Below are 21,692 nucleotides of genomic sequence, written 5' to 3'. Positions count from 1 at the left end.
AATCCGCCCTTTTTCGTAAAATATAGCTATTCACGCACCAATGGAGGTGCAGCATACAACATCGCATCACACATCTTAACCGTTCGTTTAATCAGAGATACATCATGTACACGTACGATCTGGCAACCCTGAGCTATCCCAAAAGCTACTGTAGCTGCGGTGCCTTCCACAACATCATCAGACGGCAAATCAAGTACCGTGCGGATGAATTTTTTGCGGGAAGTCGCCAGTAACAACGGATAACCTAACTCAGTCAACCCGTCTAAAAGCGTCATTGCCTGCAGGTTTTCATTATAATCCTTAGCAAAGCCGATACCTGGATCCAATATGATATTGGCCGGCTTAACGCCTGCGGCTACCGCAAGATCAATACTTTCCTTAAGGTCAGCCGACATATCCGCACTCAGATTCGTATAATTACGGTCCTGCCGGTTATGCATCAAAATAATAGGACAGTCAGCAGCAGCGGCCACTGCCGCCATTTCCGGATCGGCCTTACAACCCCATATGTCATTAATGATATGGGCACCCGCAGCTATAGCTTGGCGGGCTACTTCAGCTTTATAGGTATCGATAGATAACGGAAGGTGAGGTGCCGCCTTATGAATACTCTCGATCACAGGCAATACACGGGCTAACTCCTCTTCAAGTCCCACCGGTTGATGACCAGGACGAGTAGATTCACCGCCGATATCAATAATATCAGCACCCTCTGCAGCCATACGCAGCGCATGCTCAACTGCTTTGTCCGGATGATCCCAAAGTCCTCCATCCGAAAAAGAATCCGGGGTCACATTAAGGATGCCCATAATCAATGTTCGATTTCCTAACTCCAAGTCTGTATTTCCACAACGGTATGTCCGCTTAAAGAGGACTGGTCTCATTTCGAAATCGCCGTCCTATCTCTATATAATGAAATCAAGCCAGCAGTAATTGTTCCACACTGGCCAGTACCTATAGTAAATCTTGCATCTCCGTGCCACACCCCAGTAACAGGAACGATTTCTTGTACGGAATTGGTAAGAAACACTTCATCAGCAGCTTTTAACTGCTCCCAGTGATATGTTCCTTCTTCAACACTAAGGCCTGCACTAAGAGCCAGCTCCATTACCATTTCCCGGGTAATTCCCGGAAGTATCCCTGTTGTAAGATCTGGGGTATAGAGCCTGTTGTTTTTTACAAAAAAGATGTTGCTGACAATGCCCTCGGCAATAAATTCTTCTGCCGTCAGCATTAGTCCTTCAGCACCATTTGCCGCAGAAGCATACCCTCTAAGCTCTCGCTTAGCCAGAATGTTATTCATATAATGCAGCGACTTGAATCGCACTGTTCCCTCAGGAGTATTACGCCGCAAGGACAACAGCTGCAGCTCTTTGCCTTCACTATAGAGTTTATCTGGTACTTTCGGCAGCGCTTTGATGTACAACAAATGATTAGGCTTTTGATAATCACCAGCAGGTAATCCGAGAACATCCTCACCGGCTGTTACGGTATAGCGTATATAAGCTTCTTTTAATTCATTTTTGTCCATAACGCGCTTAATCCAGTCAAGTAGATGTGCCGCTTCTGCTTCAAATGGAATGCCCAGTGCCTTGCAACCCTCTGCCATACGCTTCAAATGACGCTCCAGCAAAAAGGGAACTCCCCCATAGGTCCTAAAGGTTTCGAACAAGCCCATGCCGTACAAAAAGCCGTGATCCAAGGCAGAAACCACGGTTTCTCGGGCGTCAATGACACCATTGTTAAATCCTATATATTTCATGCCGTTTCTCCGGCTCTCCGTTTCAAGAAATTACGCAGCATCGTATGACCATGATCCGTAATAATAGATTCCGGGTGGAACTGCACACCTTCAATAGGGTATTCTTTATGGCGCAATGCCATAATCTCCCCTTCTTCAGTCTCAGCCGTAATCTCCAAGCAATCTGGGAGACTCTCCCGCTCTACAATCAGTGAATGATATCGGGTAGCTGTAAATGGAGACTCCAGACCTTCAAAAACTGAGGTCCCGTTATGGTAAATAGGCGATGTCTTCCCATGCATCAAACGCTCAGCACGGATGACATTGCCACCAAATGCTTGTCCAATCGCTTGATGTCCAAGGCATACGCCGAAGATCGGAATGATCCCCTTGAAATGATGCAACAATTCCAGACTAATTCCCGCTTCATTTGGCGTACATGGGCCTGGTGAAATTAGAATATGGTCAGGTGCCAGCTTTTCAATCTCTTCGATGGTAATTTCATCATTGCGGTGCACTTTAACCTCTTCCCCAAGCTCACCTAAATACTGTACGAGGTTATACGTAAAGGAATCATAATTATCGATGACCAAGATCACAGTGCTACTCCCCCTTCGGCTCCGCTGGTAGCTGGCAATTCCTGCTGCAGTTCACTACAGAGTACTGCCTTCACTACCGCTTTGGCTTTATTATGGCATTCACGGTATTCACGGTAGGGATCGGAATCGATCACTATGCCGGCACCTGTCTGAATATATCCGACCCCGTCTTTTACAGCCAGCGTTCTTATAATAATATTTAATTCCATATTGCCGTTATAGTCAATAAAACCCATCGATCCTGTATAGGGTCCACGTCGAACCGGCTCCAATTCTTCAATAATCTCCATTGTCCTTACCTTGGGAGCCCCTGTAATAGTCCCCCCGGGGAATAAAGCTGCGATAACCGCATACGCGTCTTTATCCGGCGCAATCTGGCCCTCTACCTGCGAAACGAGATGCATCACATGAGAGTAGCGCTCCACCGTCATCAGCTCCGGCACGCTGACGGAACCGTATGCAGCGACACGCCCGATGTCGTTGCGTTCCAGATCGACAAGCATGATATGCTCGGCGATCTCTTTTTCGCTCCCGCGAAGCTCCGCCTCCATGGCGGCATCCTCCGCGGGAGTGAGTCCCCGGCGCCGGGTGCCGGCGATTGGCCGGGCGCTCACTTTGTCCCCGTGCAGCTTGACGAGCAGCTCCGGTGAAGCGCTGGACAGCGCGAAGCCGGGCGACCGCAAGAGCCCCATGTACGGGGACGGGTTGAGCTTGCGCAGCCACTCGTAAACATCCTCCGGCGGGGACTTCAGCTGCGCCTCCTGGCGCAGCGAGAGGTTCACTTGGAAGACATCACCTTGGCGGATGTATTCCTGAACGTCCAGCACTGCCTGCTGAAACTTCTCAGGCGAAAAAGCGGAAGCCATGCCCGGCCACTCTCCTGATGAAACTGTAAGGGCCTCAATGCTGCCCACAGCCTCATCATCCAATCCTGCGGCTGAAGATATCAGCTGCCACTGCTCTACCATTTGTCCAGCCTGTTCTATACTGCCAAGATAAAGATTTTGCAGCTCTTCCATCCCACAGTCTGCTGGAACTGGAACGTGAACAGCACAATAAAGCACATGCTCTTCGTGATCATAGATCCATATCTCGTCAAACCTCATAAAAAGAAAATCAGGAAAACCAGGATCATCTTGGGCAAGAGACGGCAATCGTTCCAAAGAACGAACCACATCATAACCAAGGAAACCAATACATCCACCAGAAAAAGGAGGAACATCTTCATCCTTTAGCTTAGGTGACGTAAAATCCGACATCCATTGCTGCAGTAGCTCCAGCGGTTGTCCATGTAGTGTTGTTGCCTCAGGTATCCTCTCCTCGTCCACTGATGCTAATTCCAAAGATTCAGTAGGGAAGCTAAATACTTCCGCATTATCCTCCTTGCCCTTCAATATCGAAACAGGGTTCAAGCCCAAGTACGTATAACGGCCACCCTTACCACTTTCTAAAACTACAGAATACTGGGAAGCTAACTCCCAGGCTTTCTCCCAGGACGCGGGTAATTCGTTTGTGCACCGGGGAGATTTTATAATCAAGGGAAACATGCTCCAGTCTTCAGCAGCCCATTGTTCCCACTCGTTCCAGGTTGTTATGATTTCCAAAGCCATCCTCCTAAAAGTTTTGTCTAGCATCATCTTACAGTTTAATCTTCGAGACAAAACTCGCTTCGTAAGCATATGCTTAGTTTTATGAAGCCATTACTTCGTAGACATCACTTCGCAATAAAACTTGCTTCGTAAGCATTTGCTTAGTTTTGTCCATTCATCAGTAGTATATTGCCTGTCAGTATACTGTACTTAAGGCATTATTGAAAAGCCCTCAGCGATAGGAAATTATTATGATTTTTGCGTTTTCTGCAAAAACCAGAGCTTTTTTCAACAATAATAAAATCACCACGTCTACCCCGGCATATATGCACAGTACCTAATTCCTTTTAAATCAACGAAAAGAGTCTCCATCACCACCAAAAAAGTGGTATGAAGACTCTTATAGATTTACGTTATTGCAAACAATTACGCTTCGAAATTGTAAAGTGGTGTGCTCAGGTAACGTTCGCCGTTACTTGGGATAATGACTACTACTTTTTTGCCAGGGCCTAAATCTTTAGCTACTTTAAGTGCGGCAAATACAGCAGCACCTGAAGAAATACCAGACAAGACGCCTTCTTCTTTAGCTACACGACGTGCAGTTTCGAAAGCTTCATCATTCTCAACGTGGATGATTTCATCATAGATATCTTGGTTCAGAATCTCAGGGATGAAGTTAGCTCCGATACCCTGGATTTTGTGAGGGCCTGGTTTGCCTCCAGCCAAGATTGGGGAAGCAGCAGGCTCCACAGCATAAATCTTAATATCAGGATATTGGCTTTTCAGCACTTCACCCGCACCAGTGATCGTTCCGCCTGTTCCGATACCTGCAATAAAAGCATCCAAAGGACCGCCGATGGATTCAATAGCGTCAATGATTTCAGGTCCAGTAGTCTCACGGTGAATCTTCACGTTCGCTTTATTCTTGAATTGCTCGGATGGGAAATAGCTTGGGTTCTCTTTCAGAATTTCGTCTGCTTTCTTAACCGCACCATTCATACCTTCCGATCCTGGAGTCAGCACCAATTCCGCTCCATATGCGCGAAGGAGATTACGGCGCTCCAAGCTCATTGTTTCCGGCATTACGATAACTGCCTTATAACCTTTAGCAGCAGCTACAAGTGCCAGGCCGATACCAGTGTTACCACTAGTAGCTTCTACAATCGTACCTCCTGGTTTCAGTAGACCTTCACGCTCAGCTTCTTCCACGATGCTGATTGCAATCCGGTCTTTTACGCTTGATCCCGGGTTCTGATATTCCAATTTCAAATAAATATCTGCGGAGCCTTCCTGTGCCAGACGATTCAAACGAACGAGCGGAGTACCTCCGATCAATTCTGTTACGTTGTTAACGACTTTAGCCATGAGCAAAAACCTCCTTAGAATGATAAATGCGATATAAGAACGTAAATTGTGACTTTATGCTTCTGTGTGTGGAGTTTAAATTGTTGACCACCGTCAGTTATTTCCGACTAAAACGGTAGGGTTTACGTTAATATCATATTATCAATCTTGCAGGCTGTTGTCAATATTTATTGACACCTCATATTTATTGCGTAAATTGCTTTCCACCTGCTGCAAGGGAGGGGCTTGCTCCAAAGCCAGCTCTTGACGTACAAGCGCCCGAATTTCTTTCTGATCTGGCATTTCTGGAGAGTGAATACTCTCCAAGCGAATAATGGCGAAGTATTCCCCTGTCTCGATCGGACCGGCTATATCACCCACATCCAATCCAGCCGCAGTCTTTAACATCCCCTCTGGCCAAAAAGGGTCGTCTTCCTCTACTTTGCCTAAACTGCCTCCATGCTGCCGACTCTCTTCATCAATAGACACTTCCCTAGCCAAATCAGCGAAATCCTCACCCTGTTCCAAGCGATCCATTACCTGCTGACCTTCCTCATAGGATGAAACCTTGATCATAGAAAGCTGCATTTCCTTTTTTGGAACGAAGCGCTCGGCATTTTGCTCTAAATAAGCATCTATATCGGCATCACTGATTGTAATGCCCACCGTGGCTATCGCTTGTAAGGACAGACGATAAGCTGTCTCTGCGAACACTTCCTGACGAGATAATCCCAGCTGAGATTGCATTTGAGCATAATATTGCGCTTCTGATTCGTATCCAACTATAGTGCGTGCCAGTTCCTGCTTAACCTCATCGTCTGTCACGGTAATTCCTAAAGCCTTAGCTTCCATGTCCACGACAATATGGTTAAGCATACTGATTAACACTTCTTCTCCATGCTTTTTTTTGAGCTCATCCATCCACTGCTGATCCGTTATCGGTTGTCCGCCTGCAGTCGCTACATCCGGTGATTCATTGTCTGTTGTATCTCCTTTAAGAAGAGCCATGGCGCGTAAACTCCAGAATAATAGACCCCCGAGCATTAAAGTTGCAACAGCTAGAATAATAACCGTATTGCGAAGTGCGCGTTCCTGTCTCGTCATCATCCCAATGCCCTACGAATTCGCTTGTTCTAAAATGACCTGTAAATCGTCCTTATTGAAAACATAAGCCTCATTGCAAAAATGGCATACGACTTCAGCCTGTTCATCTTCTGCAATTAATCTCTCCAGTTCATCCCGCCCTAAGCTAACCAATGTCTGCTCTACCCGCTCACGCGAACACTGACAAGCAAAGTTAATATCCAGTTCATCCATAACCACTGCATCCGGCAACAGGTAGCGCAGCATTTCTTCTGGCTCCAGCCCCTGATCGAGAAGCGCTGTTACAGAAGGCATCGCCCCTACAGCTATTTCAATCTCTGTGATCTCCGCATCAGTCAGACCAGGAAGAAGCTGAACAATAAACCCTCCAGCCACAATTACCGACTCATCGGTATCTACCAGTACACCTAGGCCAACCGCAGCTGGAGTTTGCTCAGAAACCGCAAAATAATAAGTAAAATCATCGCCAAGCTCCCCGGAGATAATAGGTATACTACCTCGGTATGGCTCTTTCATGCCTAAATCTTTTATAACATCAATGAACCCTTCAGTTCCCACCGCTCCAGCTACATCCAGTTTCCCCATACTATTGCTCGGTAAATGAATGTGTGGATTATGCACATAACCACGCACTTCTCCCAATGCATTGGATTCTGCAACGATTTGTCCGATCGGTCCATTCCCTTTAACCATAATACTCAGCTTCTCACTACCCTTGAGCATAGCGCCCATCATGGCTGCAGCGGTAACTGTACGTCCCATTGCGGCTGTAGCCGTTGGATACGTATCGTGTCTGCGTCTCAGTTCTTCAACCAATTCAGTTGTGCGGACAGCAAACGCTCTCACTTTACCATTTAAAGCCGTGCCGCGGATTAGTCGATCCTTCTTTTTTTCCATTGGGTGCATAGCCCTCCTATCTCTTCGCCTTTTTAGGCTTCTTTATCTTTATTGGTTACGATCGTAAATAATTCTTAATCCTTCTAGCGTTAACATAGGATTTACTTCATCGATACAGTCCGTTTCACCCGCAATTAGCGAGGCGAGGCCTCCGGTCGAAATAACCTTCAGTTCGGGAGCGTTCATCTCGACTTTAATTCGTTTAACGATGCCCTCAACCTGACCCGCATAGCCAAAAATAATTCCGGCCTGCATCGCATGCACCGTATTACGTCCGATGACCTTTTTAGGCTTCTCCAATTCAATTCGCGGCAGCTTAGATGCCCGCTGGTATAATGCCTCTGTTGAAATGCCTAGACCAGGAACTATCGCGCCACCAAGATAATTAGCACCTGCATCAATGCAATCAAAAGTCGTAGCCGTACCAAAATCAACAACCACAAGTGGACATTTGTATTGTTCAATCGCAGCAACTGCATTAACAATCCGGTCTGCGCCAATTTCACGCGGATTCTCATAACGTAAGTTAAGCCCCGTCTTAATCCCTGGTCCAACAATCAATGGGTCTTTCCCTATATATTTAATACACATATCCTCAATAGTCTTAACCAGTGGTGGAACAACCGAAGATATAATTACACCTTCAACGTCTTTGACAGATATACCTGACATGTGAAAAAGATTGTGTATCATTACTCCATATTCATCCACGGTCGATTGGCGCGCAGTGCTTAGCCGAAAATGATGCAGCAATTCGCGTTTTCTATATACACCGAGAACAATATTGGTATTACCGATATCGACAGCAAGCATCATGACAAAGGCCCTTCCTTCTTAGCATTAAGGTCTAGACTAATATCCAGACTGGAGAAGGAGTACGTAAGGCGCCCGACAGAAATCACATCCACACCCGTTTCAGCAATCCCGCGTACGGTTTCTAACGATACATTTCCAGAAGCCTCTGTCTTAACATGCGGAGCTTGGGATTTAATCCTAGCCACGGCTTGCTTCATCATATCGTTAGACATGTTATCGAGCATTATAATGTCGGCACCTGCTGCCAGCGCCTCTTCGACTTGCTCTAAATTTTCGGTCTCCACTTCGATGCTCATCGTATGCGGGATGTTCTTCCGAGCACGACCTACAGCCTGCCGAATACCACCCGCGCCTTTGATATGATTATCCTTGATCATAACTGCATCATATAAGCCAAAACGGTGATTAAAGCCTCCACCAATACGAACAGCATATTTCTCCAGCATCCGGTGACCTGGTGTTGTCTTACGTGTATCCACTAAGCGAGTCGGTAATCCCTCCAGCACCTGCACGAAAGAAGCTGTACGTGATGCCACACCCGAAAGACGCTGCATCAAGTTAAGCGCAAGCCGCTCACCTGTTAGAATCGCATGTGTGCTGCCCTCAACCTCAATAATTACAGTCCCTTTGGTTACAGCTTGACCTTCCTCGACAAGGGCTGTAAAACTAAGCGCCGGATCCACAATTTCAAAGACCAGCTCTGCAATTGGGATGCCACAAATTATCCCGTCTTCCTTGGCATGAATAATCCCTTTGGACTCATGGCCCACTGGAATCGTCATCTGCGTGGTTACATCTCCGGAACCAACATCTTCCCGCAACCAAGCCTTGATGGATTGTACTAGCTCTTCATTGTAACCATTAAACATCATCGCTTAATTCCTCCACTATTCCCAGTTCGCGAATTTGAAGCAGGTGCTTACGCCACTGATCATCATCCCGCTGCGGATAATCCTCACGGTAATGCGCCCCACGGCTCTCCTCCCGTGCCAGAGCAGACTCTGTCACAAGCAAACAGCAGGTCAGCATATTAGCAAATTCATATTCCTCACGTTTGGACAAAGCTGATCCAAAGATTGGCAGCTGTCGTTTTAATTCATCTAATCCTTTAAGTAACATCTCTTCGTTACGACGTAGTCCGGCATATCGAACCATTACCTTCTGTAGCTTCAAACGACGTTCCACAATAGCTTGAGTTGGCGAATCTACACGGCCCTCGTTACTGATAACCGATAAAACATCACGGTCCAGCGGGGAAAGCTCATGAATCCGATCAATAATACGCTGTCCAAATACAATGGCCTCAGATAAAGAATTACTAGCTAAACGGTTAGCGCCATGCAGGCCTGTGGAGGAAACCTCTCCGCAAGCAAACAGACGCGGGACGGTACTCTCTCCATTCAGATCGGTCTTAATCCCCCCCATCATATAATGCGCAGCAGGAGCCACTGGAATCCAATCACTTGTAATATCCAGTCCATAGCCCATACATGTCTCATATATTGTGGGAAACCGATGCTTCACCATCTCTGGAGATTCATGTGTAATATCCAAATAAACGAACGTTGATTTAGTAAGTTCCATTTCACTTACAATAGCTCGCGCTACAATATCCCGCGGGGCTAGTTCAAGCAGGTTATGATAACGCTCCATGAACCGCTCTCCATTAATATTGCGCAAGACTGCTCCTTCCCCACGCACAGCTTCGGAGATTAAAAATCTAGGAGCTCCTGGGTAACTAAGTGCTGTAGGATGAAATTGAATAAATTCCATATCTCGTATATGAGCACCAGCGCGATAGGCGATCGCTACACCATCTCCTGTAGCTACCTCAGGGTTGGTAGTGTATCGATATAATTGTCCTGCTCCACCAGAGCACAAAATGGTCGCATCCCCTTGCAGGAACAACCGTCCACCACCGGGCCGCTGCAATAATGCGCCTACACATTCGCCACCTTCAGTGATGAGATCGATAACATAATGATCATCCCAGACCTCAATATTCTCATGTTCCGCTACCTGTTCCGCCAATGCACGAACAATCTCATAACCGGTAGCATCCCCATTAGCATGCAAAATACGGCGGTGGCTGTGCGCTCCTTCCTGAGTCAAAGCCAGTACCCCATCTTCCTTATCAAACAGAGTTCCTAAGCGAATTAACTCATGAACGCCTTCCGGCCCTTCATTAACAAGTGCATCGACAGCTGTTGAGGAGCAAAGACCTGCTCCGGCCATTAAGGTATCCTGCCGGTGGTAAGCAGGGGAATCATCCTCAGCTATAACAGCTGCGATCCCCCCCTGTGCATAGCGAGTATTACTTTCCATTACTGATTTCTTTGTGATCATTATGACACGCCGATCTTCACTGGCTTTAATAGCCGTGAATAATCCGGCAATCCCTGAACCAATAACAATACAATCTGTCTTTACCGTAGGAATATCCCGAAGATCAAAATCAACCAAATATTGTGGAATCATGACCGCTTTTCACCTGTTTCAACGAAAGAGTAGCGCATGCTACCGGACTTGTAGCATGCGCTCTAGGGATGTTCTGGCTTTGTCGGCGACAGCAGGCGGTACATAGATTTGTGGCTTCATCGTCTCCAGGCATTTCACCAGTTTTTTTAGATTATTAACTTTCATATTAGGACAAACAAGAAATTTGGTAGCAAAATGGAATTCTTTATCTGGACTATCCTTACGAAGCTGATATCCGGTACCATCTTCCGTTCCAACGATAAATTGCTTACGATCCGATTTCCGGCAATACTCCAGAATTGATGTAGTGCTGCCTACATAGTCACCCATGGCCACTACTTCAGGACGACACTCTGGATGAACTACAAATTCCGCATCTGGATATTTTGCTCTCATTTCTACTACATCTTTGACGGTCAACATGTCGTGAGTGTTGCAATAGCCTTCCCAAATAATCAGCTTCTTGCCCGTCTGATCTTGTACATATTGACCAAGATTCTTATCTGGGACCCAAATAATCTCTTCAGCATCAAGGGATTCGATTACTTTCACAGCATTAGCTGAGGTACAACAAATATCGGTTTCTGCTTTAATCTCGGCAGACGAGTTGATATAAGTGACTACTTTAGCATTTGGATGTTGAGCTTTAAGCTTACGCAAACCGTCTACATTGACCATATCTGCCATTGGACAGCCTGCACGTTCATCAGGAATAAGGACGGTTTTGTTCGGGGCTAGAATTTTTGCACTTTCCCCCATGAAATGAACACCGCAGAATACAATAACTTCCGCATCTGTCTCTGCAGCCTTCTGAGCGAGTAAAAAAGAGTCGCCCCGGAAATCGGCAACCTCCTGAATTTCATCACGCTGATAATAATGAGCTAAAATGATTGCGTTTCGTTCCTTTTTAAGCTGTTCAAGACGTATACGAAGTTCTCGATTCTGTTCCTGCTTGCGCTCAAGCGCCAGAGCTTCCACCGATTGTTCTCCCCCTTAAATCCTCGCGGCTTTTCGCCGACATGATGTTATCAAATGGCATGCGCCATCATGGTGAAAAAATGAACATGCTGATATAAATAGTAAGTAATATTAATCACTAATGTACACAACGTTCCAGCCCCTGTCAATGTAACTGGACAGGCTTTAAGGCATAGAATCCCTTAAAAATTAAAATAAAAAATCCGGAGAACAGTTACGTTCTCCGGATAAATTTACATCATATGAATGGTGGACCCAATTAGGTAAGGCTAGTGCCCCCACCTTTGTTGTCATCATCGGAACCGTCATTACCCTCAGAATCAGGGTTATTCGGGATATCCTTTGATAAGTCAGGAAGTGTGGACTGTTCGTCCTCAGGCTTGCCTTGAATGCGAACTCGCACATCACCGATATTGTCGATGACAGGCTCGCCAACTTCATGGGCAACACCTTCGCCACCCTCTGGTTTACCATCCTCGGAAAGGAATCCTTGTTCAATCAGTTGTGTGATCTGATCAAGCTCAAGTGTTTCTTTCTCAAGTAATGTATTGGCAATCAAGTGCATTTCTTTGGAGTGTTTGATCAACAGATCTTTACAACGTTCGTAACTCGAAGTAATAAAGTTCTGCATTTCCTGATCAATCTCATAAGCAATGGAGTCACTGTAATTCTGTTCATGCCCAATATCACGACCTAAGAATACTTGACCTTGAGAAGATCCGAACTGCATAGGTCCAAGCTTATCGCTCATACCGTACTCCATAATCATGGCACGCACGATGCGCGTAGCCTGTTGGAAGTCACTGTATGCACCCGTACCGATCTCACCAATAAACAATTCTTCGGCAACACGTCCACCAAGTAATCCAGTAACCTTATCTAAAAGCTCCTGCTTGGTAACGATCATCCGATCTTCCTTCGGAAGCATAATAACGTATCCGCCTGCACGTCCGCGTGGGATAATAGTAACTTTATGCACCATATCGGCGTGCTCAAGGAAGTAACCAGCAATAGTATGGCCTGCTTCATGATAAGCTACAATACGTTTCTCGCGGTCACTGATCACACGGCTGCGTTTCTCAGTACCTACGATAACACGGTCAATAGCTTCATCCACTTCAATCATGGAAATATCTTTACGGTTACGGCGTGCAGCTAGCAAAGCTGCCTCATTCAGCAGATTCTCCAAATCAGCACCTGTGAATCCGGTTGTGCGTTTAGCAACAACATCCAGTCTTACATCTTTCGTAAGCGGTTTGTTACGAGCGTGCACCTTAAGTACAGCTTCACGGCCTTTCACATCAGGACGGTCAACCGTAATTTGACGGTCAAAACGTCCTGGACGAAGCAATGCCGGATCAAGTATATCAGCGCGGTTAGTCGCCGCTACAATAATAATGCCTTCGTTACCACCGAATCCATCCATCTCAACCAGCAATTGGTTAAGCGTCTGCTCACGCTCGTCATGTCCGCCACCAAGACCGGCACCACGCTGACGACCCACAGCATCAATTTCATCAATGAAGATAATACATGGAGCATTCTTCTTAGCATTCTCGAACAAATCACGTACCCGAGAAGCACCGACACCCACGAACATTTCCACAAAGTCAGAACCGGAAATACTAAAGAAAGGAACGCCAGCTTCACCTGCTACCGCACGGGCAAGCAATGTTTTACCTGTTCCCGGAGGACCTACAAGCAATACGCCCTTAGGAATACGTGCGCCGACAGCTGCAAATTTGCGTGGATCTTTCAGGAACTCAACGACTTCGACAAGCTCTTGCTTCTCTTCGTCCGCCCCTGCAACATCCTCAAAGCTGATTTTCTTCTTCTCTTCATTATATAACCGAGCCTTGCTCTTGCCGAAATTCATGACTTTACCGCCGCCACCTTGCGCCTGATTAAACAGGAAGAAGAACAAGATGAACATAATTACCAGTGGGATAATTGAAGAAAGGAATGTCAGCCAAATGCTGGTACCTTCCATTTTCTTCTGAGTTAATTCAATCCCATTAACATCACTGGCTTGAATCAGTTCATTGATAGCGGCATCTGTAGGAGGAATATATGTGGAGAAGCTTTTCGATTTAGTATCGGCAGGCAGCTCTCTATACTCGCCTGTGACCAGAAAGGCATTACCCTCAAACTGAACCGTCAAATCCTTCACATTGTTGTTCTTGATCTCCTGCCGTAACTCGTCGTATCTAGGGAAATCGGCGGCTTCATTTCCATTGCTCACAAACTGGACAATACCCACCACGACTAAAAATAAAATCAAATAAAAACCAGAATTCCGGATGAACCGATTCATCCCCTACCTCCTCTCACAACACTCAAGTTATTGTACCATAGCCTCTTGGGACACCTCAAATAAAGGAAGTTGTGGGTATCCGATCCGTATGATCGAGGCAGTCCTTAGTTCAATTGGAATAAATCTCAGGTTTCAGTACTCCAACATATGGGAGGTTCCGATACCGCTCGGCATAATCCAATCCGTAGCCTACTACAAATTCGTCAGGTAACACGAAGCCTGTGTAGCTGGCTTCAAGATTAACAGTGCGGCCTGATGGTTTATCAAACAAGGTAACCACAGAGATAGTAGCAGCATTCCGGTTGCGGAGCAACTCAATTAAATAGCTGAGTGTAAGACCACTGTCAATAATATCTTCAACGATCAAGATATCGCGGCCTTCTACCGATACATCCAAATCCTTAATAATTTTGACTACTCCAGAGGACTTGGTGGATGCTCCATAGCTGGACACTGCCATGAAATCCATCTCAACAGGTACTGTAATGGCTTTAACCAAATCTGCCATAAATATAAACGCACCTTTTAGTACACAAATGACTAAAGGGGTACGACCTGCGTATTCTTCGCTCAGTGTTCGACCGAGCTCCTTAATTTTCTGCTGAAGTTCCTCTTCGGTGATCAATACTTCTTGAATATCGTTTTGCAACTTGCGAAACCTCCTAAGTTATACTATGAAAGACTTACTTCGACCATTACGTTTCTTCGCGGTCATCCAGCTCTGCCAGAGACAATAGAAGTACGGAGGTCGTGTGCCGCCCTACTGCGGCATGCATCGAGCGTCTTACGCCCGGAATCCAGACGATATTGCCCAAACCATCACAAACGAGGGGAATCAATGACCGTTCGGAAGCAGGTATTTTATCATCAATATAAATATCTTTTACCTTTTTGCTTCCGTTTAATCCCATGATCCTTATGGTATCTCCAGGCAATCGGGATCGTATCGTCAGTGGAAAGACCAGTTCATCACGGTCAAACCAAGCCGACATCTTCCCATAATCCTCCCCCTGTACAAAAAAGTTTTCTCTCTCCAGTACCGCCATCGACATCACCTTACCTATTTCCTCCAATTTAAGCTTAGAGTCCGGTAAAAACAGACGATATGTATAGCTTGCCTGTGGCGTCGTGGGCTTGGACGAGAACAAGATACTATCATATTGCCGCACACAAGTCAGGCCTCCACCCAAATCCAAGCTCCAGGTGGTGGGATAGCTCTGCAGCGTTCCCCGACGTACAGTTTCGATCTTGGGGAAATCAAGGGCAGATAAATCCGCCGACAGATAATTTAATATTAGTTTAATCAAACGCCGTTGTAAAGCGGAGGGTATGGCAGCAAATGAAGCTCTGTTAAAGGTGTATTTCCCATCCCCTTCCGAAACTAGCTCTTCAAAGCATTTTGCCGCAGACGTCTCCATATACTCATCTTCAGCTCCCGCAATTTCCGCAAGCTGTACGAGGGATTGCTTCACTCTGCCATTATACTTTTCCAGAAAAGGAAGAACTTCCAAACGAATGGCATTCCGCTTGTATTTCGTCAGCAGATTGGTGGCATCCTCAGCATAAGTGAAACCTTCATTTTGGCATAACCCTAAAAGTGCTGTTTTGTTAATACGTAGGAATGGGCGAATGAGTTCCACCTTTTTTTCTGTTCTTTTCCACTTGATACCCGACAGTCCAGATAAGCCACTTCCGCGTAATAGACGCATAACTACAGTTTCTGCCTGATCATCAGCATGATGAGCCAGAGCAACAGAACGCGCCCCATATCGGTGTGCCGTATCAATCAGAAATTCGTACCGCTTCTCACGTGCAGTACCCTCAGGACCAAGTCCACTCTCTTTAGCCAAGGAGGGAATATCGAATTCCGCAAACTCAAAGGGCAGTCCCAGTTCTTCAGCCATACCACGTACGAGCTCTGCCTCTTCCTTCGACTCCGGCCTAAATCCATGATTCACATGAGCACATATTAAGGTAAGCGGAATAAATTTTAAAGATATTTCATGTAAAACATGCAAAAGAGCCACAGAATCCGGGCCGCCGGAAACTGCGACTACAATGGTGTCATGGGGCGCCCACAGCTCATGCTCGGCTGCTGACTCCAATACAGACTCCACCAGTCCATTCATTTGCTCCATATGCGCCCCCCTCTCTCTCCAACTATATGTATGAGTTCAAAAACGGAATACCCAATAAATCGTAAAGGCGAGCAAAAACAAAGACAATGCGAATGCATTTTTTAACCACCGGGGGGTGTCCATACTATCCGGGCGCTTTCTGCGCGAGTTATAAATATGGTTTCGCCAAACCTCAGTAGCATCCGCAGAGCCTGAGAACCCCCCTTTTAACGCCATACAAATCCAGGAGGATAGTTTCTTATTGGGTAAATTTCTAGCCAGCTTAAATAATTCGTCCACACTTCTCGTCTGCGGCAGCTGTAAGGCTGCCTTTTTGAGCCCTTCTTCATTGAGCAAACGAAGACACAGCACAGCAAATGCGAAAAGATCGTAACCCTCATCGCTGATTCGACTGCCCGCATTCCAGAAACCACGATCATGCCATTCGGTAAACTGCTTCACACTACGACCAATAGGGCTTGTGCCCCCAAAGTCGATCAGTTCCACTTCACCGTATTTCGATACCATGACGTTCTCGGGCTTCAAATCACCGAACACAAATCCACATTCATGCAGTGTGCGCAGCTTTTCAAGCAGACCAAGACCTACCAGGCCTAACCAATCGGGACCGTTTTTCGATAAAAAATGATGCAGCGGTTTGCCTTCAACATACCTCATCACATAGAAGGGGATATTATCCCCATTCGCAAAATCATCCGCTTCCAGAAAATAAGAAGACAATGGATTCTCACGACGAGCCCGATGTTCATTCCGCTTTCGTCGCGATTGCAGCGAGGTCAGTACATTGATCTCCGATTGAAGTTCAAGTGTATCGTATCCGATTTTTAGCGCGTACCTTTCCCGTCTGCCTTCTCTTTGCACAAGATATACGGTTCCGTTCGCGCCCCTTCCCAGCATCCGCTCAACGACATAACGGTTACCCCGCCATTTGCCGTTAATTAAGGTACCAGTAGGATAGGACGGATTAGACGACATACCCACCAATCATCCCTTCTCTTTCGTCGTGGTCATCGCTTAGTCGGCGTCCACGATGTTCATCCAGTGTATCATAACGATAATGTTCAAGCACCTTGAAAATAGCTGGGCCAGTCGGTGTTGCGCCTCTCATGTGTAATTTAGAGAATAGCGTACGAATACCTGACATGTCATGCGTCCAATCTAGATCAAGCTTGGCATCTTCACTGCTGTTATTTCCGGGAAAATGAAACACAGCGATCTCACTCTTGCCTTCCCGTGCTTCTAAACTGAGTGCCAAATCGCGGATTGCATCTTCCACAGCACCCAGTTTAGGCTTCATACTGGCACTGGCATCGATAAGAAGTGCAATGCGCAGCGGCGTTGTTTCTGTCAGTTCATCTACAACTGTAACAACCTGTGAACGTTGAACAGGAGGCAGCTGATCCAGTGAGCCTTCGCCTAGTATCTTTTTTACCTCTTTATTAACCGCCTGCTGGATCGTCTGAACCACGGTCTTGCGTGTCATCATCTGAATCGTCTGCGCCAGTTGTGGTGTTCCGACTATTCGGCTAAGGCCTCCCCCGGCCTTGGCAATGTCGGCAATCTCCCGGCTGCCGATTTCACCGATCGTACCATAATCAACTACACCGACCACATTTACGGTGATTCCCTCCTGCAGGGCATGCGCCGCTGCCAACACCGGACTTTCTCCTACATTCGAACAACCGTCAGTAATGAGCATAATTTGCTTCATAACCCTCAACTCCCCCTTTGTTTGAACCTCTGTTTCTAGCATATCCAGAAATGAGAGATTTCAAACGGTCGATGTTAAGTGAGGAGTCTAGATCAAAACAGAGGGGGTTAGTGAATAGGGGAACTACGAGAAATGTTTGGGCTTTCGATCGCTGTTGTCCTCAGATTCCTTGATTAGAACCGCCTCTCGCGGTTGGAATCCGAGGACAAAGGCGAACGCTCCGCTTCTACAGCTCCAAACTTTCTCTCCGTTCCATACCTTCACTAGTAAACAGTTTAGATCTACAGATTCCGTCCCAAGTCAGCCGACCATTGAAACGAGAATAGTAGAAGCCGGCGAGTTACATGTCACGGACTCGCCTCGAATACCTCCATCAGCACGACGGCTTCGCGCGTGCTTAAACCTATATTCAGCACGACACCTTACGCGTGCTACAAGCTTACAAGCAACACGACGCTTCGCGCGTGCCCCAAGCAGCACGATATCTTACGCGTGCCTTAAACTATACAAGCAGTACGACGCTTCGCGCGCACCCAACATTAAAACCTACTAAACCTAAACCTAAAATAACTAACTTACCGTACGCGGGCGCTCCATACGGCCGATGCCCGGCATATGCAGGCTGGACCATTCCGGATGGAAATGATCAAGACGGCTGACGACAATAGTCATGTCATCAAGGATCTCATTGCCCTGGTAACGGATCACTTTCTCCAACAGGCTGTCCGCTAAATCCTGAGGATCATCACCCTCAAGCTCTTGGATCATCCGTTTCATCCATATCTCCTTATTAACGGCATATCCAGGCGCATCATAAATACCATCGGTCATCATAATTAAAATATCGCCGGGGCGAAGCTGCATACTGATTAAATCCACATCAATATCTTTAATGATTCCTATCGGCAGATTACTAGAGGTTATTGGAATGACCTCACTCCCCCTCCGGATAAAGCTTGGTGCAGAAGCAATCTTCATAAACGTTGTCTGCGCAGAATATTGATCGATTAAAGCCATGTCGACAGTAGCATAGAATTCATCAGGGGAGCGTAATAAAAGAATTGAGTTGACCGACTTTACAGCCAGCTTCTCATCCATTCCGGATTGCAGCAGCTTTTCTAACATGCCGAGTGCGGCACTGCTCTCCATCCTTGCCCGTTCACCATTCCCCATTCCATCACTGATGGAAACTGCAAAGGTGCCATTTCCAAGCTCTACGGTGCTGAAGCTATCGCCAGATAGCATATCTCCACCTTTAGAAACAACTGCCACACCCGTATTTACCTCAAAGGCTTTGGCTGAACCAAAGGTAACCATCGAGAGTCCTTCCCGGGGATGAACCGCCGTCTCACTCATGACAGCAATATTCTCATCCAGAATGTCGGAGAGGAGTGGGGCAATCATTTTACGGCATTCATCAAAACCGCGATTATAAGCGTGCACTACTTCTATTTCTACGCGTCCGGGGTCCAGACTTAAAATTTCAATGCCATGAATAGACAGTCCCAATTTCTCAAGAGCCTCGCGGATTTGCGCTTCCTGCCGATACATGGCCTGCCCCTCACGCTTAATTTCCTTGGCCAAGTCTTCCATAACCTGTGACACGCCGGACAGCTGCTCGGCAACAAATTGCCGACTATCGTATATTTGTCTTTTCCACCGCATATCATGTTGGTAGAGATCATATTGTCCCTTCATGACCTCAAGCACTTCACCGGTTTTGCCACAAATACGGCTCCATTCCGGTGGCAGCTGAGCAGCCGTAATATCAGGGCATTCCTCAACAGTTGTCATCATATCTGTCATGTATCTATATGTCTGATAGAATTTTGCATCCCAGCAGTGAGTACGGCGAATGCAGCCAGCGCAGGCTCCTTCTGTGACCGTATTCATAAAATCTTCCATTTCACGATCCGATTTGCCCACTTCTCCGGCACGTGGAATCTGACCAAAGCTACTGGAGAGCTGTTGGAATACCTGTGAGAATTGAGTGACCCGTTCTGCAGTCAGATCCCTGACCCTGCGGGCATATTCATGTTGAGATCGGCTATGATCTGACGTGCCCGGTACATATTTTGCAATCGCTGATATCATCGCCTTAGGTGTTATTAGAAACAGCACTACTGCTGCGCAGGTCTCCCATGTTGAGGCCATCATATCACCCGGACCCGTAAAATAGACGGAAAGGATCGTTGATCCTAGCAGCATACCAATAGATACCGCACCCTTTCGCCCACCTTGCATCATTCCCGCTAGCATTCCGGAAAAAGCAAGCAGACTCATCTGATAGATAGCACTGATATCGGCCAGACTAAGGATCAACCCCGTCACCACCCCAACAGCTGCACCGAGGGGAGCGCCCCCTGCCATGGCAAAGAGCAGAATTAAATAACGAGACAATATATGCTCTAATGACAAACCATTAAGGGTCCATCCCACAAGGCCTGTCATTACGGAGGCTAACAGAATAATAAGGCATAAAACCTCCTCGTTCCTCAGCGATCTGCTCTTTTGTTTGTAAGTTAGTAGAGGAAGTGCCTGAATGAACACAAGAGTAAGTACAAACCCAAGTAAAGCATCCAGAGTTGTCATCATAAAGGGGTACCAGGAAAGAGAAGGTCCGAGAACAATCTTGAACAGGCCAACCATAAACGAGGATACGAATACCATAAGGGGTGCATAGGACAAATCTATTCGTTCGAAACTTTCAAGCCCTCTATAAACAAGAAAGAAGATAATCAGTTCAGCCGTAGTAACCAAGGCACCCGGAAACGGAGTGAAGAGACTTCCAGCTATAATAGCACCCGCTACAGGTAAAATAGAGTCTCGACGCATAAACACAATGACGGCAAAATATGCGACAGCAAAAGGGGACAGCTCGTCCAGGATCATAGCTCTACCTAGCAGAAACCCCATAAAACTTAACAGAAGCATCCACTTCTTCGCTGTTATAAGCTGAATATAACGCTGCTTCTGACCCCAAGCTATAATACGCGTGCCTAAGGCTTGTCTCTGCTTCTTATCTTCGCTTCCCACTCTTGTCCACTCTGGCAAATTCACCACATTGCTTTTACTCATTACCCTACACCACCCGTTTAAGAATTTATGGTTCTCATTATATAGCGGGTCATTTGAGAAAGTTTGTCAGAAATGGAGGGACAGTCATAAGAAATTTCCGACAAAAAAGCCTTTGTTCATTATTCCTAAAAAAATAGAGCGATCCCTTGCGGCGCAGTAGTTTGCTTCTCCTCAAGCTTGATTCCAGTGCAGTTTTAGGCGCAAGCCTGGCGGTCATTCGCCAGCGATTGCCCTAGAGTTATGTGAAAATGACATGGATGCTGTCGGCAAGTTTATATGACACGACAAAAAAACCGCAAGGGCGAAATGCCCTTGCGGTTATTTATGATGTACAGGTATTGGATTATACGCGTTTGGCTCCACGGCCTCCGCGCTTTCCTTCTGTGTTCTTCTTAATCGAAGATATCCGTTCTTCGCTGTCTTTCAGGAATCGCGACATTTTATCCTCGAATGAAGGTTTACCGGCTGCAGGCTTAAATGGACGCCCACCCCGTTCACGATTGAATCCACCGCCGCCTCCACCACTGCCGCCACCGCCGCCGAAACGGTCTCCGCCGCTAGGACGTTCTGGTCTTGGAGCTCTAGGCGGACGTACTTCCGATGCTGGCTTGTCAACAGCCTGCTTAATGGAAAGTCCGATCTTGCCGTCCTTATCGACGTTGATCACCTTGACGGTTACTACATCACTAATCTTCAGATGATCGTTAACATCCTTGACGTAATTATCGGCGATTTCCGAGATGTGAACGAGACCTGTGACACCTCCTGACAGATCCACAAATGCTCCGAAATGCGTGATGCCTGTCACTTTGCCTTCTAACTTGGTGCCCACTTCAATTGCCATAGAATAAAATGATCCTCCCTTAAAAATATACAGACGAATATTAAGGTCATCCTGTCTGCGG

At 46.6% G+C, this 21,692-nt stretch carries 18 protein-coding genes; all 18 read right to left on the bottom strand.

What is annotated here, in order from left to right:
- Positions 1-26 precede the first annotated feature (26 nt).
- Positions 27-884, bottom strand: a complete 858-nt coding sequence (gene folP / locus NSQ66_RS00395; protein ID WP_076142181.1) for a dihydropteroate synthase — start codon at positions 882-884, stop codon at positions 27-29.
- Positions 881-1,762 carry an aminotransferase class IV gene (locus tag NSQ66_RS00390; protein WP_076142182.1) on the bottom strand — a complete coding sequence of 294 codons (882 nt, stop codon included), beginning with the start codon at positions 1,760-1,762 and terminating at the stop codon, positions 881-883. Before NSQ66_RS00390 ends, folP begins: the two co-directional genes overlap by 4 nt.
- Positions 1,759-2,340, bottom strand: a complete 582-nt coding sequence (gene pabA, locus NSQ66_RS00385) for an aminodeoxychorismate/anthranilate synthase component II (protein WP_036678733.1) — start codon at positions 2,338-2,340, stop codon at positions 1,759-1,761. Before pabA ends, NSQ66_RS00390 begins: the two co-directional genes overlap by 4 nt.
- A complete protein-coding gene (locus NSQ66_RS00380; RefSeq protein ID WP_076142183.1) occupies positions 2,337-3,950 on the bottom strand; it encodes an anthranilate synthase component I family protein in 1,614 nt (537 codons plus the stop codon). Before NSQ66_RS00380 ends, pabA begins: the two co-directional genes overlap by 4 nt.
- Positions 3,951-4,355: 405 nt before the next feature.
- On the bottom strand, positions 4,356-5,294 hold the full coding sequence (cysK, locus tag NSQ66_RS00375; RefSeq protein WP_036678737.1) for a cysteine synthase A: 939 nt from the start codon (positions 5,292-5,294) through the stop codon (positions 4,356-4,358).
- A 141-nt stretch (positions 5,295-5,435) separates the two neighbouring features.
- Positions 5,436-6,380, bottom strand: a complete 945-nt coding sequence (locus NSQ66_RS00370) for a peptidylprolyl isomerase (RefSeq protein ID WP_081386996.1) — start codon at positions 6,378-6,380, stop codon at positions 5,436-5,438.
- 9 nt (positions 6,381-6,389) lie between these two features.
- Entirely contained in the window at positions 6,390-7,274 is an 885-nt protein-coding gene (gene hslO, locus NSQ66_RS00365; protein ID WP_339279515.1) for an Hsp33 family molecular chaperone HslO, read from the bottom strand.
- 48 nt (positions 7,275-7,322) lie between these two features.
- Entirely contained in the window at positions 7,323-8,090 is a 768-nt protein-coding gene (locus tag NSQ66_RS00360; protein ID WP_036678745.1) for a type III pantothenate kinase, read from the bottom strand.
- Positions 8,087-8,962 (bottom strand): carboxylating nicotinate-nucleotide diphosphorylase, encoded by an 876-nt coding sequence (gene nadC / locus NSQ66_RS00355; protein WP_036678747.1) that lies wholly within the window; start codon positions 8,960-8,962, stop codon positions 8,087-8,089. Before nadC ends, NSQ66_RS00360 begins: the two co-directional genes overlap by 4 nt.
- Positions 8,952-10,568, bottom strand: a complete 1,617-nt coding sequence (gene nadB, locus NSQ66_RS00350) for an L-aspartate oxidase (RefSeq protein WP_076105842.1) — start codon at positions 10,566-10,568, stop codon at positions 8,952-8,954. Before nadB ends, nadC begins: the two co-directional genes overlap by 11 nt.
- A gap of 39 nt (positions 10,569-10,607) precedes the next feature.
- On the bottom strand, positions 10,608-11,546 hold the full coding sequence (gene nadA / locus NSQ66_RS00345; RefSeq protein ID WP_036678753.1) for a quinolinate synthase NadA: 939 nt from the start codon (positions 11,544-11,546) through the stop codon (positions 10,608-10,610).
- A 259-nt stretch (positions 11,547-11,805) separates the two neighbouring features.
- Positions 11,806-13,860 (bottom strand): ATP-dependent zinc metalloprotease FtsH, encoded by a 2,055-nt coding sequence (gene ftsH / locus NSQ66_RS00340; RefSeq protein WP_038568034.1) that lies wholly within the window; start codon positions 13,858-13,860, stop codon positions 11,806-11,808.
- Positions 13,861-13,969: 109 nt separating this feature from the next.
- Positions 13,970-14,509 (bottom strand): hypoxanthine phosphoribosyltransferase, encoded by a 540-nt coding sequence (gene hpt, locus NSQ66_RS00335; RefSeq protein ID WP_036678757.1) that lies wholly within the window; start codon positions 14,507-14,509, stop codon positions 13,970-13,972.
- Positions 14,510-14,555: 46 nt separating this feature from the next.
- On the bottom strand, positions 14,556-15,998 hold the full coding sequence (gene tilS, locus NSQ66_RS00330) for a tRNA lysidine(34) synthetase TilS (protein WP_076142185.1): 1,443 nt from the start codon (positions 15,996-15,998) through the stop codon (positions 14,556-14,558).
- A 36-nt stretch (positions 15,999-16,034) separates the two neighbouring features.
- Positions 16,035-16,979: a serine/threonine protein kinase gene (locus NSQ66_RS00325; RefSeq protein ID WP_094902328.1), complete on the bottom strand. Its 945-nt coding sequence runs from the start codon at positions 16,977-16,979 to the stop codon at positions 16,035-16,037.
- On the bottom strand, positions 16,963-17,709 hold the full coding sequence (locus tag NSQ66_RS00320) for a VWA domain-containing protein (RefSeq protein ID WP_036678762.1): 747 nt from the start codon (positions 17,707-17,709) through the stop codon (positions 16,963-16,965). The genes NSQ66_RS00325 and NSQ66_RS00320 overlap by 17 nt, the downstream gene beginning before the upstream one ends.
- A 570-nt stretch (positions 17,710-18,279) precedes the next feature.
- Entirely contained in the window at positions 18,280-20,787 is a 2,508-nt protein-coding gene (spoIIE, locus tag NSQ66_RS00315) for a stage II sporulation protein E (RefSeq protein ID WP_036678764.1), read from the bottom strand.
- Positions 20,788-21,130: 343 nt separating this feature from the next.
- A complete protein-coding gene (locus tag NSQ66_RS00310; RefSeq protein ID WP_036678766.1) occupies positions 21,131-21,631 on the bottom strand; it encodes a S1 domain-containing RNA-binding protein in 501 nt (166 codons plus the stop codon).
- Between the last annotated feature and the right edge of the window lie 61 nt (positions 21,632-21,692).

The sequence above is a fragment of the Paenibacillus sp. FSL H3-0329 genome (assembly GCF_037963285.1).
Lineage (GTDB): Bacteria > Bacillota > Bacilli > Paenibacillales > Paenibacillaceae > Paenibacillus_AQ > Paenibacillus_AQ odorifer.
Note: the sequence above shows the minus strand (reverse complement) of the source record. Positions and strands in the feature narration are given on the sequence as shown.